The organism is Paenibacillus sp. JNUCC-31 (assembly GCF_014844075.1).
Lineage (GTDB): Bacteria > Bacillota > Bacilli > Paenibacillales > Paenibacillaceae > Paenibacillus.
The window spans coordinates 7,219,269-7,235,470 of the sequence record NZ_CP062165.1; the positions used below are offsets into that span (position 1 = coordinate 7,219,269).

The 16,202-nt window shown below is 45.0% G+C and carries 19 protein-coding genes; 15 read left to right on the forward strand and 4 right to left on the reverse strand.

Going from position 1 to position 16,202, the window contains the following annotated elements; all coding sequences use genetic code 11:
- Window positions 1-142 precede the first annotated feature (142 nt).
- The gene (locus tag JNUCC31_RS31610) at window positions 143-502 is read right to left on the reverse strand and encodes a MerR family transcriptional regulator (RefSeq protein WP_192267233.1); all 360 of its coding nucleotides are present in this window, start codon (window positions 500-502) and stop codon (window positions 143-145) included.
- Window positions 503-604: 102 nt separating this feature from the next.
- Between JNUCC31_RS31610 and JNUCC31_RS31615 the strand changes: the two genes are divergently transcribed.
- The 4 genes from JNUCC31_RS31615 to map (JNUCC31_RS31630) all read left to right on the forward strand — a co-directional run bounded on the left by JNUCC31_RS31615 (window position 605) and on the right by map (JNUCC31_RS31630) (window position 3,628).
- A complete protein-coding gene (locus tag JNUCC31_RS31615) occupies window positions 605-1,315 on the forward strand; it encodes an SDR family NAD(P)-dependent oxidoreductase (protein ID WP_192267234.1) in 711 nt (236 codons plus the stop codon).
- 189 nt (window positions 1,316-1,504) lie between these two features.
- Entirely contained in the window at window positions 1,505-1,858 is a 354-nt protein-coding gene (locus JNUCC31_RS31620; protein WP_192267235.1) for a VOC family protein, read from the forward strand.
- 200 nt (window positions 1,859-2,058) lie between these two features.
- A complete protein-coding gene (locus tag JNUCC31_RS31625) occupies window positions 2,059-2,577 on the forward strand; it encodes a hypothetical protein (protein WP_192267236.1) in 519 nt (172 codons plus the stop codon).
- A 310-nt stretch (window positions 2,578-2,887) separates the two neighbouring features.
- A complete protein-coding gene (gene map, locus JNUCC31_RS31630) occupies window positions 2,888-3,628 on the forward strand; it encodes a type I methionyl aminopeptidase (protein WP_192267237.1) in 741 nt (246 codons plus the stop codon).
- Between the two features lie 215 nt (window positions 3,629-3,843).
- Here map (JNUCC31_RS31630) and JNUCC31_RS31635 read toward each other — a convergent pair whose 3' ends face one another.
- A complete protein-coding gene (locus tag JNUCC31_RS31635) occupies window positions 3,844-5,022 on the reverse strand; it encodes an IS110 family RNA-guided transposase (protein WP_192266634.1) in 1,179 nt (392 codons plus the stop codon).
- 344 nt (window positions 5,023-5,366) lie between these two features.
- On the opposite strand from JNUCC31_RS31635, the gene tnpA reads away from it, so the two are divergent.
- From tnpA to JNUCC31_RS31685, 10 genes are all read left to right on the forward strand, one after another.
- On the forward strand, window positions 5,367-5,840 hold the full coding sequence (gene tnpA / locus JNUCC31_RS31640) for an IS200/IS605 family transposase (protein WP_138227108.1): 474 nt from the start codon (window positions 5,367-5,369) through the stop codon (window positions 5,838-5,840).
- A gap of 232 nt (window positions 5,841-6,072) precedes the next feature.
- Window positions 6,073-6,273 (forward strand): hypothetical protein, encoded by a 201-nt coding sequence (locus JNUCC31_RS31645; protein WP_192267238.1) that lies wholly within the window; start codon window positions 6,073-6,075, stop codon window positions 6,271-6,273.
- A gap of 37 nt (window positions 6,274-6,310) precedes the next feature.
- Window positions 6,311-7,006, forward strand: a complete 696-nt coding sequence (locus JNUCC31_RS31650) for a TetR/AcrR family transcriptional regulator (RefSeq protein WP_192267239.1) — start codon at window positions 6,311-6,313, stop codon at window positions 7,004-7,006.
- A gap of 25 nt (window positions 7,007-7,031) precedes the next feature.
- Window positions 7,032-7,778, forward strand: coding sequence for a type I methionyl aminopeptidase (map, locus tag JNUCC31_RS31655; RefSeq protein WP_192267240.1), 747 nt, complete (start codon window positions 7,032-7,034; stop codon window positions 7,776-7,778).
- A gap of 60 nt (window positions 7,779-7,838) precedes the next feature.
- The gene (solA, locus tag JNUCC31_RS31660) at window positions 7,839-8,963 is read left to right on the forward strand and encodes an N-methyl-L-tryptophan oxidase (RefSeq protein WP_192267241.1); all 1,125 of its coding nucleotides are present in this window, start codon (window positions 7,839-7,841) and stop codon (window positions 8,961-8,963) included.
- 157 nt (window positions 8,964-9,120) lie between these two features.
- Window positions 9,121-9,879 carry a quorum-quenching N-acyl homoserine lactonase AiiA gene (gene aiiA, locus JNUCC31_RS31665; RefSeq protein ID WP_192267242.1) on the forward strand — a complete coding sequence of 253 codons (759 nt, stop codon included), beginning with the start codon at window positions 9,121-9,123 and terminating at the stop codon, window positions 9,877-9,879.
- Window positions 9,880-9,893: 14 nt separating this feature from the next.
- Window positions 9,894-11,216 (forward strand): MFS transporter, encoded by a 1,323-nt coding sequence (locus JNUCC31_RS31670; RefSeq protein ID WP_192267243.1) that lies wholly within the window; start codon window positions 9,894-9,896, stop codon window positions 11,214-11,216.
- A 45-nt stretch (window positions 11,217-11,261) separates the two neighbouring features.
- Window positions 11,262-12,650, forward strand: coding sequence for an amidase (locus JNUCC31_RS31675; RefSeq protein WP_192267244.1), 1,389 nt, complete (start codon window positions 11,262-11,264; stop codon window positions 12,648-12,650).
- Between the two features lie 29 nt (window positions 12,651-12,679).
- Window positions 12,680-12,871, forward strand: a complete 192-nt coding sequence (locus JNUCC31_RS31680; RefSeq protein WP_192267245.1) for a hypothetical protein — start codon at window positions 12,680-12,682, stop codon at window positions 12,869-12,871.
- Window positions 12,872-13,023: 152 nt separating this feature from the next.
- Window positions 13,024-13,641 carry a TetR/AcrR family transcriptional regulator gene (locus tag JNUCC31_RS31685; protein WP_192267246.1) on the forward strand — a complete coding sequence of 206 codons (618 nt, stop codon included), beginning with the start codon at window positions 13,024-13,026 and terminating at the stop codon, window positions 13,639-13,641.
- Between the two features lie 440 nt (window positions 13,642-14,081).
- Here the strand turns inward: JNUCC31_RS31685 and JNUCC31_RS33675 are convergent, their stop codons facing one another.
- Window positions 14,082-14,228: a hypothetical protein gene (locus JNUCC31_RS33675; RefSeq protein WP_228469349.1), complete on the reverse strand. Its 147-nt coding sequence runs from the start codon at window positions 14,226-14,228 to the stop codon at window positions 14,082-14,084.
- Between the two features lie 696 nt (window positions 14,229-14,924).
- Between JNUCC31_RS33675 and JNUCC31_RS31690 the strand changes: the two genes are divergently transcribed.
- Complete coding sequence (locus tag JNUCC31_RS31690; RefSeq protein ID WP_192267247.1) at window positions 14,925-15,497, forward strand: sugar O-acetyltransferase; 573 nt, start codon at window positions 14,925-14,927, stop codon at window positions 15,495-15,497.
- A 167-nt stretch (window positions 15,498-15,664) separates the two neighbouring features.
- Here JNUCC31_RS31690 and JNUCC31_RS31695 read toward each other — a convergent pair whose 3' ends face one another.
- Entirely contained in the window at window positions 15,665-16,135 is a 471-nt protein-coding gene (locus JNUCC31_RS31695) for a ferritin family protein (protein WP_192267248.1), read from the reverse strand.
- Window positions 16,136-16,202 lie beyond the last annotated feature (67 nt).

Below are 16,202 nucleotides of genomic sequence, written 5' to 3' on the forward strand. Positions count from 1 at the left end.
ACGAATTACCCCTCTGCTGTTGGATTATTTTGATTGTGGAAGGTTTTGAAAAAGCTAAAGCGCTCCTTTATAGGGAGCGCTTTTTTTGATGAAAATACATGAACCTTGTATGAGAACGGTCCACAAACTCGGAAGGTTTATATTAATAATTTTCCCCGCGATAATAACGCTCCAATTTTTTGTCCAAATGAACGAGCTGTGCCTTTTTCTCCTCGATATCTGCCAACAGCTTTTGCCTTTGATCTTGAATCAGTTTGGTTCTTTCCGGCAGGGTTGAGGTGCCTTCATTTACTTTGTCATAATACGTTTTGATGTCCTCCACACTCATACCGGTTTCACGAAGACATTTGATAAATACCAGCCAGTTCAGATCATCATCCGAATAAAGACGGTTATTCTGCTCGCTTCGCGCAGCAGGTTTCAGCAATCCTTTTCTTTCGTAAAAGCGGATCGCTCCGATCGTGATCTCGACTTTCTTTGCCACTTCTCCAATCGTTAACATGCTAACCCTCTTTTATCAAAATTTATTGTTGACCTACACTAAGTGTAGCATAGTAATTTATACATTGTTAATGAAAATCAAATTAGAGAAAGAAGGATTCGCATGAAAAAGACCGCTTTTGTAACAGGAGCCAATAAAGGAATCGGATTCGAAATCGTAAAGCAGTTAGGTCAAGCCGGCTGGAAAGTTGTCCTTGGCGCACGCAGCGCCGAACGGGGTGAAGCAGCTGTTTCCGAGTTAACTTCCATAGGGTTGGACATCGAATTTGTACAAATCGACATGGGTGAATTAAAAACCATCGAACAGGCAGCCGCTGCGATTACCCGGAATTATCCGAACTTAACCCTTCTAATCAACAATGCTGGTATGCCTGGTGCTTTCTCTCGTTCTTTTACCGATACCAAAGAGGAGGATCTGAGAAACGCTTTCGAAGTTAACTTTTTTGGAACCTTCCGTTTGAACCAGCGTTTGTTCCCGTTGATTAAAGACAACGAAGGCACAATCGTCAATGTCTCGACCGACATGGCTTCTCTGGATCATATGCAAAATGCAGGATTTGCTTTAAACGCATTCGATTATAACTCATCCAAAACGGCCAACAATGCCATGACTGTTTCGATGGCTTATGAACTGAAAAGCAGCAAGGCTCAAGTGTTTGCGGTAACGCCTGGATTCACAACAACAGATCTTAACGGTAATGCGGAAGGCGGCAAATCGAAAGAAGCCGCCGCTGCGATTATAGTGGGCTATGCAACAGATGGCAAATATCATAATGGTGAATTCTTGGATGAGAAAGGCATTTACGCCTGGTAAAATTAGTTCATATTGAAAACCGCACGCTTATAGATAAAAAAACAAGATGGCAGCCGATCAGAACATGATTGGCTGCTTTTGTTAAACTTACGAGCTGGAAGATTGAAGAACGTGATGCCAGATGATAATGTGAAATAACGGCGAGTCTTCCGAATTGGGAAGTATACTATTAGAATCGAGGGTCTCAACATGCGGGTAAAACGGATTGTTACCAATATTAATACGCAGAATACGTCGGCAGCAAAAAGCTTTTATCAGGAAGTGCTTGAACTTGATTTATTAATGGATCATGGTTGGATTGAGACATATGGCTTGCTCGGGGAGGAGAACGTTCAAATAAGTTTCGCTTCACAAGGCGGCTCCAATACACCTACGCCTGATCTTTCGATTGAAGTTGATGATGTCGATGAGGTGTTTGAACGCATGAGGAGTGCTGGATACACGATAGAATATGGTCCTGTAGATGAACCTTGGGGGGTTCGTCGATTCTTTGTCCGCGATCCATTTGGTAAACTTATTAACATCCTTGCACATGAACACTAGAACTGCGGCCAGAAGCCATGCCCCCAGCAGAGGAGTGGCTTAACACCCTGATACGGGGATGAATTTGCGGTGTTATATAGATATCATTGTTTTTGATGAACTGACCTATAGTCAATACCGCACGGATGTCCCATTCGCACAGGCAAGCAGTCCAGTTATCGCGTAAACTGAAGTAAATCAGTGGAGCGAGGTGAAATTCAATGGCTAAAACCAACGAAATACGCCTAAAGGCAAAGCGGTATGAGGCCCGGCCCGTCTGCGTGACTCTTCATAGTGGTGAAACATACATCGGTTACATCACTGACGTGAATAATGGAGGCGTGGTGCTTTCCGGGGGAGGAAAGGTATCGCAAACGGTGAAAACTGGGGTCAGTTCCCGTTCTTCCAACCGAAAGGCTGCTTCAAGCAGCAAGGGTGGTTGTTCTCAGAACCGGAAACGGGTAAATGGCACGCGCAAGTCGTCTACTCGTTCGCGTCCCGTGCCGCGCGCACAGGTTTCATCCTTTCTGCCCATGATGGGGTCGCTGTTTGGCGGACTTGGCGGTGCAGCTTCAGTTGGCGGCATGCTTGGCGGCGGCATGCGGCTATTCGGCATGATCCAGCAATTTATGCCGGTAGTGAAAATGGGTTACGGCATGATTAAGTCCATTCACCCGTTTATGGGTGCCGTCAAAGGTCTGATGGCACCGCCTAGCCAGGCCGAAGAGGAAGAGGCCTGACCCGATGTTTTGTTTCAGCCCCTTTAAGACATAAGGGGCTTTCTTTTTTTTGAAGGCAAGGATAAGGACTTGTTTCGATACCGATTACTTAATAAACAGGCACCTTATCACCACTAAGAGCAAACACAGCTCAACCTGTCTGTTAGATTTTCATAGTCACGACGTTTATAAAAAAGTTGCGAAGCTTTGCACCTTTGGATATGATTATCTAATGGGATGTTTTTGGATCGAAAAGAAAAAGAACATCTAGAATCGAAAAGTGGATTATACAGGTTTTAATTGATGATAAAAGATAGTGAGGTCAGACAAAATGATTGCAAAAACAGAAGAAGACTTTAATGGTTTGAAGGAAATCGGCAAAATTGTTGCATCTATTAGAGATGAATTGGTACAAAGAACCATTCCTGGCATAACGACTAAAGAACTGGATGATATAGCCGGAGAGCTTTTTGAGAAAGAAGGCGCAGTTTCAGCCCCAAAAAGTGAATATAATTTTCCTGGCTATACTTGTATTAGTGTTAATGAAGAAGTGGCACATGGTATTCCCGGAAATCGGATTATTCACGAAGGGGATCTAGTAAATATAGATGTTTCTGGTTCAAAAAACAGTTATTTCGCAGATACAGGGATTTCGTTTGTAGTAGGCGAGGGAGCAGAAGTGTTAACGAAAATATGCGCCGTGGCTAAACAAGCATTTGAGGCTGGGCTTAAGAAAGCAAAACCTGGTTCCAAAAAAAGTGGAATCGGAAAAGCGGTATTCCTAACAGCGAAACAGCATGAATTAACGGTTATTAAAAACCTTACAGGACATGGTGTTGGACGTGCAATACACGAAGCACCTGACCACATTTATAATTATAATGATACATCGGATGATGAGTTGTTGAAGGAAGGTATGGTTATCGCATTCGAACCATTTATCTCAACCTTAGAAGAAGAAGTATTCCAAAAAGAGGACGGTTGGACCTTTGCTACAGAAAAAAGTTATGTAGCTCAATTGGAACATACCATAATTCTTACTAAAAATGGTCCGATTATTGTTACACTTTAATGTCGAAGGACAAGAACATAATCCATGGAAAGTCGCTCTAGTAGCGACTTTTTTTTGTTATGGCTTTAGCCAGTTGAGTGCGTGAAACGTGCGAAACAAAAACCAGCTAATGTTTGTCAAGCATTTCTTGTTGGGTGAGTTCTCTTTTCGTGGTATACTTTTTCCGACCAACACGAATAACCTCCACTGCTATGGAGGTTTTGGTTAAATATGGGTTACGATTGGTAGGGCTGGCTCTTCTGCAAGATGGCGAAAATGTGATGCAACAGCTTGTTTGCGCAGGCGATCACGACCACCTTGTAGGGCTTGCCCTCTTTTCTTTTTTTCTCGTAATACGAACCAATTTTTGCATTCACATTCTTTCGCATTCCGCATTGTACCGCTAAATATAGCGAACGTCTGAGCCTTTTAGAGCCTCGTTTCGTTATTCGTGTGCCTGTTGCTGTAAACTTCCCTGAACTGAAAATTCCCGGATCAAGACCCGCAAACGCCACGAGTTGCTTAGCGTCCCTAAACTGCCTGACATCACCTATTTCAGCTACTATGGCTGCAGCTAGTTTCATTCCGATTCCCGGGATGCTTTTCACGAGTTCGACTTCAGGTAGATTGGTCGCGATGTCCTCCATTTGCTTTTCCAGCTCGTCCAATTGCCGGATCATCGTCAGCAATAACTTAACCATCCCCAGCAGTGCTTGGCGTTGTGATGGGCTACGCCGAGCTTCTCTCCAGTCACCCAGCACTTCCTCCAGTTTTCTGACTTTTTCAATGACCCATTGCTTGGAACGAGACTTTCCTGCGCTACCCTGAATCACTTCAATCCAATCCGCTGTACCTTCTTCTAAACAACAAGCCAGTACCGTTAATGACGTTGCGGAAAATACATTCGAAAATAACCCTTCGTACTCCGGAAACACTTGCTCAAGTAAGGCTCTGCTGTTCAGTTTGGCCTGTACAAAGATTCCTGTAACAAATTCATGCTGCCGGGTCAAATGCTGCAGTTCCGTAAACGTCTCATCCCAAGTTCGGTGTGCCTTCACATCGCCTCGGTAGTACATCTCAGCCAAATGCCAGGCATCCGTTGCATCCGTTTTCACTTTGCGTAACTGCGCTCCCCTGGCTCGCTTGGATTGCAAGGGATTCACAATGTAATAGGTGTATCCACTCTGATCCAGACAGCACACCAAGGCACGATGATAATGCCCTGTCGCTTCCAAAACGACCACTGGAGCAACGCCTGTTTCGGCTTGAAGCGCGCCTAACATCTCCGTGAATTGGTCGAATCCGCTTGGTTCATGCACAATGTCTATGGCTTTGCCAAACGGCTCATTTCGTTTTCGAAACGCCTGAACCACACTTGAGCCTTTAGCGACGTCTACACCCACAACAGGTTCCATTTCTTCACTCCCTATCTTTCGTTACGCCGGCCCTTTCCACGATGGTTCCAAACCCATAGCTTCGCTTGTTATACGGGGTCGACTGCCCCAACCAGCTCAAACATGGTCTTTTGGAGGTCGTGGGAGAACAGTTTTTGTTACGGGGTCCTAGCCCCTAAAACCACCTCGTTCTCCCGGCTCCCCCATCGTAAAACGACCGCAAAAAAAGGCCAACCAGTAATTACTGGCTAACCTGATAATACGAAAACCACCCGCTATGCGGGTGGAGGGATTGAAGGTTTGACCACGATGACCATTCCAATACAATTGAGATGTTCAGGCTCAAAAGAAAGGAATGGTCATTCATGGCAACCAAGAGCTACAGTCTAGCTCACACAAAGTGGATGTGCAAATACCATATTGTGTTCACCCCGAAGTATAGACGGAAAGAAATCTATAATCAAGTGAGAAGAGATTTAATCGAAATCTTCAAACGTTTGTGTAAATACAAGGGAGTAGAGATTATAGAAGGTCACATGATGCCCGATCATGTCCATATGTTGGTAGCAATTCCACCAAAAATTGCAGTTTCAACGTTCATGGGATATTTAAAGGGGAAAAGTTCTCTAATGATATTCGAAAAGCATGCCCAGTTGAAGTATAAATACGGGAATCGTAAGTTTTGGGCTGAAGGGTACTATGTGAGTACAGTGGGGTTAAATGAAGCAACCGTAAGAAAGTATATTCGTGAGCAAGAAGCACATGATCAAGCGGTAGATAAGCTGAGTGTAAAAGAATACGAAGATCCATTTAGCAGTAACCGGAGCAAAAAGAAGTAGGACCAGTTTCACTGGTAAGTGAAAGTGACAAAAACATTGAGCCTGAACGTATTTGTGGTCAGGCTAGCGTCTTTAGGCGCAGTTTGGCAACAAGGGGTTATACCCCAAGAGCAAACCACCCGTTGGACGGGTGGTCCTGATTTTGTTGTATCGGAACAATGTTCTCTTCCCATAATTGAGAGCATGTTCGAAACTGAGCAAAAAACGGGACCCGTTCGAGGGCGCTTGGACTATGTTGCAAGATAACCAAAGTCCGAGAGAGTTACTACGAAATGGTCGTCGCTTCGGCTTGCTGAATAAAAACTGCTGTACGATTGGAGAGCAGGAAATCTCTGGGACGTTATTAAAAGGTAATTACGATGAGTTTTCCTTGATAAGAAATAAAGATCATCCTGTCATGGCTTGTTATTTGCAAGCCGATGTTTTATATTGACATTATAGCAGGTCAAAAAAAGAGGTGAACAGACGAGATGACTCCACGCACAAAAGAACAAAACGAAGAGATCCGGCTGCGACGTCTGGCACAAATCCGTAGAGCAGCTGCCGATGTGTTTTTGAAAAAGGGGCCCTTACTGGAAATTCGCGATGTAGCCGCACAGGCAGGACTCGGCTATGGTACGGTATACCATTATTATAGCAATAAGGGTGATTTACTCCACGATTTACTGTGGGACGCGTTGGAGCGGGCATCGGGTTGGCTGGAGCAACCGCGTACTTCGGCTTCGGGGGAGGCATCGGTGGATGGATATTTGGAATCGGTTGCTGCGGATTTCAAAGGCGGCAGCCGTGAAACGACCAATGCTTCAGTGCTGGGTCCCGTCGCCGTTGCCAGCGTCCGGCTGCTGCAGATTTGGGCGGAAGACCACGCCTTATACCTGCTGCATAAGCTAGCCATTGAGGGCTTTTCCTCGCTGCCTGAAGCTCGCTCGACCACACTCTCGGCCGCCTTTCACCAGGAGATGATCGTGCCATTTGCCACGCTGCTCGAAACCGGGCTTGCGGTGGACCATGCGGCCACTTCCGACGAAAACGCGGGAGCAGCGCTGTATTTGCTACAGCGTGCGGAAATGCTGCTGGCTGCATTGGTCGGCTGCGCCTCGCTTTCGCTTCGCCGCGGAAAGCTGCACGAGGAAGCCCGGGATATTGTCCTATTTTTAAAATTATAAATGGATGGGGAGCGTACAACCAAAGATGATCATTTTAAAATCACCTAGGGAAATCGAAGAGATGAAGCCGGCGAGCCAAATCGTTGCAGACTGTTACCGCAAGGTGACCAAACTGATCGAGCCTGGGATCACGACAAGGGAAATCAATGACTTTGTTGCCAGACATATCACCAAGCTGGGCGGCAAGCAGTTTACGAAGGGGTATAACGGTTTCCCGGCAGAAACCTGCATTTCGATCAATGATGTGGTGGCCCACGGCATTCCGTCGGACCGGGCACTTAAAGACGGTGACTTGGTGAAACTCGACATCGTCGCGGAATATGGCGGCTGGTTCGGCGATTCGTGCATGAGTTATGCGGTGGGCAATGTTCGGCCGGAAGTGCAAAAATTAATGAAGGTGACCAAGGAATGCTTGGAGTTGGGGATCGCCCGGGCGCTCCCCGGTGGCCGGCTTGGCGACATAACATCGGCGATTCAACAGCATGCGGAAGCAAACGGATTTTCGGTCGTACGTGATCTGTTGGCGCACGGGATCGGGCGTAGCCTGCACGAGGAGCCGAACTACGAGCATATCGGCGTAGCCGGTAAAGGTATTCGTTTAAAGGAAGGCATGGTGTTCACGATTGAACCGATGATCAATGAAGGTACGTTCCGCATCACGATCGACGATGATCAATGGACGGCAAGAACAGCTGACGGCAAGTGGTCGGCTCAATATGAGCATACGGTCGCAGTCATGTCGGACGGACCGCTGATTTTAACAGCCCAGTAAAGAATAGAAGCGAACGAATTTCGTAATTCGAGACGATGAAAAAGGCGAGGGTAACTTACAATGCATTATGACGTAATTGTAATTGGAGCAGGTTCGATGGGGATGGCGGCAGGCTATTTTTTATCCAAGAGTGGGAAAAGCACGTTATTAGTAGATTCCTTCGACCCGCCCCATAATAAAGGGAGTCATCACGGAGAAACGAGAATCATTCGGCATGCGTATGGTGAAGGTGAAAAATATGTTCCGTTAGCGCTCAAGGCTCAAGAATTATGGAATGACTTGGAGAAAGTGACGGGAAAACAATTATTTCTCCAAACCGGGGTACTAAACGTGGGTTACGAGAAAACAAAATTTATCCAAAATATTATCTCAAGTTCAAATACCTATTCATTGCCGCTCGAGATTTTAGGTTCAATTGAAGTGAATAAACGTTGGCCGGGAATCACATTACCGGAAAACTACATTGGGTGCTTCGAGCCAACATCAGGAGTGCTGAAATGTGAGGAATGCATTGACGCATATCGAGAACTCGCAAAACAAAACGGAGCTGCGATCATAACCAATAGTAAGGTAAAAGAAATAAAAGTTCATGATAAAAGAGTTACCATCAAGACCGATGATCATGCGTATAGTGCTGATGCGTTAGTGATTTCAGCAGGGGCATGGTCAGGAAGTCTCCTTTCCATGTTAGATCTAAATCTTCCTCTTAATCCAGTAAGGAAAACATTTGCCTGGTTTGATCACAATGAAGATTTATATCATCATAACAATTTTCCGGCCTTTTCGTTTGAGACCTCTGAAGGAATTTATTATGGTTTTCCAAGCATCGACGGTTCCGGATTAAAAGTAGGCCGACATGATGGAGGACATACAATCAATCCAGATGAGGCCATCCTGGAATTTGATGAACTGGAGCAAGACACGACAGATTTAAAACAATTTTTACATCGCTATATGCCTTCTATACAACAATTGAAGTACGGAAAAACCTGTATGTATACAATGACTCCTGATGAAGATTTCATTATCGATACACATCCTGACTATTCAAACGTTGCCATTGCATCAGGTTTCTCAGGACATGGCTTTAAATTTAGCAGTGTAGTTGGACAAATTTTAAGCGAGTTGATTATATCAGGGGAAACGGAACATAACATTTCTCCTTTTTCACTCAATCGGTTTTAATAAAGAATGGTCAAGAAACTTCTCGGCGCATGTCGAGGAGTTTTTGTTTTGAATGGCCTTATTTTCTGATGACGAATTGACAACGGACAAGTTGTCCTCTATAATAAACCTCGAACGGACAAGTTGTCCGAATTTATAGTATGAAGGGTGAGACTGGATGTATGTCAAGAAGCTGTATTTTTTACCTGTAGGTGAATGTTTCCTAGATCAATCGGCAGTTAATCGAACCCTTGCCCCCGGAAAATTAGTCGGAATGCCTGTGTGGTCTTTTCTGTTGGAAACGACCAGCGGGCCGATACTCATCGATACGGGAATGCCAGACGCTTTTATCAACAATCCCGATTACTACAAGGGGACTAGACGTGAAGGGCGCGTCGTCCCCAACATGTCAGAAGGCGATTCGATCGTGAATGTGTTAAAGCGTGTCGGTTATCGACCTGACGATATTCAGATGGTCATTAGCTCCCATTTACATTTGGATCATTCTGGGGGAAACGGGCATTTCCGCAATACGCCGATCCTTATTCAAAGGGCAGAGTATGATGCGGCCATAGGCAACGAGGATTACTCTCCTCTAGAGTGCAGGCTGCCCGATTTACAATATCAAATCATTGAGGGTGACCATGAATTGATGCCGGGAGTTCAAATTTTCTTTACTCCAGGTCATTCCCCTGGCCATCAATCAGTCCTCGTCACAACGGAAAAGTCAGGCCCAGTGCTTCTGACGATTGATGTTGCTTATACTCGGGAGAACTTCGAGAGTAGCGTACCGTTCTTGACATTCGATCAAGAGATGGCTGCCAAATCGATTACTCGCATGCAGGAGTTGATTGAGGATGTTCGGCCGTCCTATGTTTTCTTGGGACACGATAGAGATCAAGCGCAAACATGCCGCACCTTTCCTGACTTCCTGTAATGGAGGAATAGGCTATGGATACTCAATCAATGGCTTTATCCGGTAATGAGCGGAAATTAATGGGGACACTTTGCTTACTCATTATTTTCGGAAACATCAATATGACCATGTTTAACTTGGCTATACCGTCGATTTCCGCTGACTTTGCTCTGACCTCCTCGCAAGTAAGCTGGGTCATGGTCGGATATAGCATTTTGATGGCCATCGGCGCCGGTACTTACGGCAAGTTAACGGAGTCCTTTTCCTTCCGTCAGCTGTATGTCATTGGTTTAATCCTTTTTGCTTTCGGCTCTATGATCGGCTTCTTTGCAGCTTCATACTTGCAAGTCATTATTGGGAGATTAATGCAAGCAGCAGGGGCTTCGTCCATCTCGCCCCTGTCTTATGCGGCAGTAACCCTATATTTTAAGCCTGCCGTCAAGGGACGGGTACTGGGAACGTTGTCCGCCACAATTGCCTTTGCTTCCGGCTTCGGGCCTGTGTTCGGCGGTTTCGTGGAGCAATACTTTGGCTGGCGCGCTTTGTTCATCGTGTCCAGTCTAAGCCTATTTGTTATCCCTTTGGTATTCAAATATGTCCCAAGCAAGAAACACGACCGCGGTTCATTCGATATTCTCGGAGCTGTTTTGTTCTCCGCCGGACTGGCGTTTGTAATGCTAGGGGTTACGAACTATTGGTTTATGCTCATTGCAGGAGCAGCAGTTCTTCTATGGTTCGGTACTCATATTCAGAAAAAAGAACATCCATTTATCGATGCATCTTTCATGAAAAATGCTCCTTACCGACGAATTCTAGGGATTGGATTCCTTACCTTCGTATGCAACACGGGGTTAACCTTTACTCTTCCTGTCATGATGAAGAATTCCTTTCATTTACCAACTAGTAAAATCGGTCTGCTGATGCTTCCCGGTGCCGCCTGTGCAGCCTTGCTCGGATCCCGGATCGGAGGTTGGACGGATCGTTTCGGAAGCTCCCGCGTGCTTGTCATATCGCAAAGTCTCGTCATCAGCGGATTTATACTACTGGGGGTATCCGTGCATTTGCCGCCATGGATCGACGCTTTATTGATCATTATCCTTATGATTGGATTCAACGGTGTCCTCACCTCTAGCAGCAATTTAGTTTCGACGACACTCCGTTCGGCTGAGCTGGGTGTGGGGATGGGTATTTTCACACTGGCCTATCTCCTAGGCGGAGCATTCGGCCCTGCGCTGGTCGGCCGACTGATTGATCTAAAGATGCCCTTTTCCGTTGTTTATTTTACCATTGCCCTGTTGGCAATCCAGACATACTTATTAGCAAGAAAAGCAAATCCTAGCGGAAGCTATGGTAATTAGTTTGGTAGACTTACGACATGTCCGAAAGATACGGAGGATGAATAGATGAGTAAATTAAATTTCCAACTGTCCTTTGCTGCTATTCATGAGCTGGCCGAGGGGATCCGATCAAGGGAAATATCCCCGGTAGAGATTACAGAACATGCGCTTCACCGCATCGAACGTTTGAATCCGAAACTGAACGTTTTCGTTACCCAAACGTCCGAACTGGCGATTGAACAAGCGAAGCAATCGGAACGCGATATTATGCATGGTCGGTACAAAGGGCCCCTTCACGGGATTCCCATCGTTCATAAGGATCTATATTACACTAAAGGGATCCGAACAACTGCCGGTTCAAAAATATTGAACAGCTTCGTCCCCGATTACGATTCGACGGTTGCAACTAAGCTACATGAGGCTGGAACAGTTCTGCTAGGCAAAGTACAGACTCACGAGTTCGCTGCGGGATTGACAACAACTAGCCCGCACTTCGGTCCTTGCCTCAATCCGTGGAACACTGAACTTGTAACGGGAGGTTCAAGCGGCGGCTCGGCTTCTGCTTTGGCGGCTGGACTTGCTTATCTGGGCACAGGCTCGGATACCGGAGGTTCGATCCGCATACCCGCTGCATTGTGCGGCGTCGTAGGAATGAAGCCGACGTACGGTCGGGTCAGCCGGTATGGTATCATTCCAATGGCCTGGTCATTGGACCACTCGGGTCCGTTGACCCGAAGCGTCATGGATGCGTCCCTGTGCTTGGATGTGATGTCAGGCTTCGATCCGAAGGATGAATCGACGGTCGACCTGCCTGCGCCAGGTATCAAGATGTATCCGAATGGTCTCAGGGGTGTACGTATCGGATTGCCGACAAGCTACTATTACGAGGATTTGATGCCGGAAGTGGAAGCTGCGATGAAGGCCGCTATCAATAAATTCCGAGAACTGGGAGCAGAAATCATCGAAGTTAGCCTGCCCCTGATCAAACATGTTAGAAGTGCGACGATGGCCATTATGATGGCGGAAATGTACTCGTACCACGAGAAGTGGGTTGAGTCAGAATTGGAACAGTATGGACCGGACGTCCGAATGTTTCTTGAAAGCAGTAGAGATATTCCGGCTTCCATTTACCTTCAGTCTCAGCGGGCCCGGCAACTAATTGTCAATGATTTTTTGAATGCATTGTCCGGAATCGATATCTTGTTGACGCCGGCAACACCGATCACTGCGCCGCGTGCAGATGATGATGCTAGTGTATTCAGATTGAACTCATTTACGGTTCCGACCAATTTGACTGGCTTGCCTAGCCTGAGCATGCCTTGCGGCTTCTCACCTTCCGGTCTGCCGATTAATATGCAATTGATTGGCCGCCCCTTCGAAGAAGCGACAGTACTAGGTATCGGCAATACTTATGAGATGAATACCGACTGGCACAAGAGACATCCGGATTTGTAAGCCTGACTATATTTGATGGAGGGTATCCTATGGAACAGAAGCAACTCGACTCTGAAGTTAACAGGAAAGCATCGACCGTAACCGGAACAGATACGGCGAGCGACAACAAAAAAACGTACGAGCAGTTTATTCCTACGATTGCAAGTTTGAAGGAACTGGACCTAACGGGCATTGAACCGCTTTTGCCTCCCATTCACAAAAGGTACTATACCAACAAATAAAAAAAGTACATCGGTCCCCCAAATGAATGTATTTTTAATTTTTCACGAAATGTATTATAATATGATTTAACGGACAACATGTCCAATACACGAGAGACGGACATATCGTCCGTTTTTCGTATTAAATAAGAGTTAATTTAAGATGAAGGGAGATGTTTATAGTGAATTCAGAATCGCAACCTGCCTCTCTGAAAATTCCCAGAGAGGAGTTAAACCGAAGACGAATTTTAGCGTCAGCTAGAGAACTTTTCATCAAAAACGGTGTTGACAATGTCAATATGCATCAGATTGCGAAGAATGCTGGAGTCGGACAAGCAAGCTTATACCGCCGCTACTCAGATAAGGGCGACATCTGTCAGGAGATCGCACGTGAAGAATACCAACCCTTGTTTGATGAAGTTCAAGCATTTCTTGATCGACCCCCGGAAACCGCTGCCTTGGACCGACTCTACCACGTAATCGTAAGATATGTTTCTTTTTTAGAGGCGAAAGTTCCTTGGCTCTGTGAGGTCAGTCGGGCCTCAACCGGGCATCGTCCGCTACAATCTCCGTTATGCCAATGGATGCGCAATATAAGTAGAAATCTGCTAAATGAGGCGGTTGAACGAGGAGACGTATCCGGGGTGGACATTCCATATACCATTGAAGCCCTGCTGGCCGTGCTTCACAATATCGATTACCATCTCCAAGATGAAGGCTTTACGAGCCAACGAGTTCTTGATGGTTTACAACGTATATTTATTGAGGGTTTAAAAGCTCATAGACATTAATTGAGGGACTGGCCCAAAGCCACACAACATGCAGAACTACGTAGCTCACAATGACGAAGGAGAAGGCATTGGTCATGATCTAGAGTCAGTTGTTACGTCATGATCAACCCCCTAGCAACGTAAGGCTAGTCGTTACGGTTACGGGGAATTCAGTAACTTTTATGGGAGATGTAGAAAAGGCAACCTATTACTCTGCATCAGAACCAGCTTTATTGAAGAAAACGCTGACCAAAGATGAGACATTTATCGTGGTAAACACGAGCTCACAAAGTGAAACCATTCAATACGTAGGTGGTGCGAAAAAGAAATTCAGCTACCATATTTTTAACAGTGATGGATCAGTCAGTAAACAGGCTGTCGATACCACGCCTTCCCAACCGTATAAAGTGAATGTTTGTTATCCTCCCTCTGTCCACTGCGATAGACCCTTTCACATGCCGCTATTCACTTTTCCCCGTTGCTCCCAGATCACGCACAGTTGCACTTTTTTCATCCATTTTCCCCATGTTGTTATAGGCTGTATCGGACGATGCGCTACGTATCGTATATAATAGTAGTAACGATTGCAGGGTTACTTTATTACCCAACAGATACCGGTAATTCCTTTAACTCAGGAAAAACCGGCTTTTTATTGGACATTACATACAAAATCCCCATTTATACTGTTCGCGGTCTCTGAAAAAAGTGATCAAATGGAACGGGCTTTTGAAGATTTTTTCCAATGATTACTTTGCGGGTGGTGTCAGCTACGCTGATACTACCCCTTATAAGAATCAAATATCTATTGAAAGGGCTCAGAACTTTGCCAGCTGTGATCACTTGAACACAAAAGTGTAGACAACAAAAGGGATATAGTTTAGGCTGCTTCATAATCGAGACACGTTCCATCCTTTAGCTGCCCGTGCAGTATCGAGTTTGATCGCTGTGATGAACCCGGAAACGATTGCTTTGACAGGTGATTTAATGAGCACGGGGGATGTTGAGTTAATTCGAAATGAATGTCTAAAGTATATTCCAGAGATACATATGCCCCATTTAATATTGCTGGATAATCCAGATGAGGATTATATGTGTGGATTAATCAAAATGACACTGGAAAGCCTTTCTTATTCTCTGCAGCTAGTAGAGAAGAGGAGGTGAGGCTCACTTTGATATTTAACACAAATCATCCCAAAATTACGCGTAATGTCTTGCTTTTTCTCTTTATTTTACCTGGAATTTCTTCTGTACCTTGGGTCTTACTAATGCCCTGATTCTTGTACTCAGAAAGGATAAAAACGACTATGAAAACAGAAAAACAAAAAATGATTGATGGAGAATTGTACAAGTCTTGGGATCCAGAACTTACACGTGACCGGGCATATGCCAGACAAATGACACGAATGTATAATCTGACCACTGAAACGGATGGTGAACGAAGAGTAGAAATACTTAGAAAATTGCTCGGATCTACAGGCGAACACTTAGGTATGGAACCCAATATTCGTTTTGACTACGGTTATAACATCCATGTGGGTGAACACTTTTATACTAACTTTGATTGCACAATTCTGGATGTATGTGAGGTTCGAATCGGTAATCATTGTATGTTTGGCCCAGGTGTTCATATATACACGGCTACACATCCGCTGGATCCCATGGAAAGAAATAAAGGACCGGAATATGGAAAGCCAGTAAACATCGGAAATAATGTATGGATCGGTGGTCGAGCAATCATCAATCCAGGTGTAACCATAGGTAATAATGTCGTCATTGCCTCTGGAGCAGTTGTAACTAAGGACGTTCCGGACTACATGGTAGTTGGTGGCAATCCGGCGAGAGTAATTAAACAAATTGAAGAGACTCATGCTGTTTAAAGCTTTGATTAAATCCATGGTTCAACGATGTATTGTCCAATATTTATTTATTGAAATGAGGCATTAAGAAATTCTAGATTCACTTGGTTATGGCGGAGCAGTCTAAAACTGCTCCTTTTTATCTAGTCAAACAATTCTTGATCCATTAAATTCCGAAATGCTAAACTTCATCGTGATAGATTATATATTAATAAATTATTATACTTATCTGCGTGTTTTTGTTCGTCGGTAATAATACCCCACAGGGTATCTTTATATATGCCCTGCGGGAGTCCGAACCAAATACTTCTGTACTTCTCAATTGCGGCTAATTCACCTTGAAAAGCTTTTTGTAATCCCAAAATATAAGATTCAACTGGCTCCGCTTTTTCATTGCTCGCTTCCATAATTTTTTGTCCTGTGAAATCCGTATACATTTGTCGAAACATTTGATTGTGCCCACGTTCATCATTTCTAATTCCTTCGATAATTTCGGCTTGATAAGAATTTGGGGCAAGTTTGATTAGAGAGTCGTAAAACAATTCATCGTTCCGTTCTCCTTGAACGGCCTCCTTAATCAATTCGATGGCTTCGATTGTGGATATGGCCCAAATGGGTGTAAAGGGGGATCTGTAGTAATAGGGATAAGATAAATACATATAAAAAAACCTCCAACTTAAATAATAAGCCAATATATGCGCATGCGCCTATAAGCGTTACCCCTAC

Bases quoted from the DNA above. Each gene is read 5' to 3' on its own strand.
- JNUCC31_RS31675 (WP_192267244.1), top strand. From the start codon at position 11,262: ATGAGTAAATTAAATTTCCAACTGTCCTTTGCTGCTATTCATGAGCTG.
- map (WP_192267237.1), top strand. From the start codon at position 2,888: ATGATTGCAAAAACAGAAGAAGACTTTAATGGTTTGAAGGAAATCGGC.
- JNUCC31_RS31645 (WP_192267238.1), top strand. From the start codon at position 6,073: ATGTTGCAAGATAACCAAAGTCCGAGAGAGTTACTACGAAATGGTCGT.
- solA (WP_192267241.1), top strand. From the start codon at position 7,839: ATGCATTATGACGTAATTGTAATTGGAGCAGGTTCGATGGGGATGGCG.
- aiiA (WP_192267242.1), top strand. From the start codon at position 9,121: ATGTATGTCAAGAAGCTGTATTTTTTACCTGTAGGTGAATGTTTCCTA.
- JNUCC31_RS31650 (WP_192267239.1), top strand. From the start codon at position 6,311: ATGACTCCACGCACAAAAGAACAAAACGAAGAGATCCGGCTGCGACGT.
- JNUCC31_RS31635 (WP_192266634.1), bottom strand. From the start codon at position 5,022: ATGGAACCTGTTGTGGGTGTAGACGTCGCTAAAGGCTCAAGTGTGGTT.
- JNUCC31_RS31610 (WP_192267233.1), bottom strand. From the start codon at position 502: ATGTTAACGATTGGAGAAGTGGCAAAGAAAGTCGAGATCACGATCGGA.
- JNUCC31_RS31670 (WP_192267243.1), top strand. From the start codon at position 9,894: ATGGATACTCAATCAATGGCTTTATCCGGTAATGAGCGGAAATTAATG.
- JNUCC31_RS31625 (WP_192267236.1), top strand. From the start codon at position 2,059: ATGGCTAAAACCAACGAAATACGCCTAAAGGCAAAGCGGTATGAGGCC.
- JNUCC31_RS31695 (WP_192267248.1), bottom strand. From the start codon at position 16,135: ATGTATTTATCTTATCCCTATTACTACAGATCCCCCTTTACACCCATT.
- JNUCC31_RS31690 (WP_192267247.1), top strand. From the start codon at position 14,925: ATGAAAACAGAAAAACAAAAAATGATTGATGGAGAATTGTACAAGTCT.
- map (WP_192267240.1), top strand. From the start codon at position 7,032: ATGATCATTTTAAAATCACCTAGGGAAATCGAAGAGATGAAGCCGGCG.
- JNUCC31_RS31620 (WP_192267235.1), top strand. From the start codon at position 1,505: ATGCGGGTAAAACGGATTGTTACCAATATTAATACGCAGAATACGTCG.
- JNUCC31_RS31680 (WP_192267245.1), top strand. From the start codon at position 12,680: ATGGAACAGAAGCAACTCGACTCTGAAGTTAACAGGAAAGCATCGACC.
- JNUCC31_RS31615 (WP_192267234.1), top strand. From the start codon at position 605: ATGAAAAAGACCGCTTTTGTAACAGGAGCCAATAAAGGAATCGGATTC.
- JNUCC31_RS31685 (WP_192267246.1), top strand. From the start codon at position 13,024: ATGTTTATAGTGAATTCAGAATCGCAACCTGCCTCTCTGAAAATTCCC.
- tnpA (WP_138227108.1), top strand. From the start codon at position 5,367: ATGGCAACCAAGAGCTACAGTCTAGCTCACACAAAGTGGATGTGCAAA.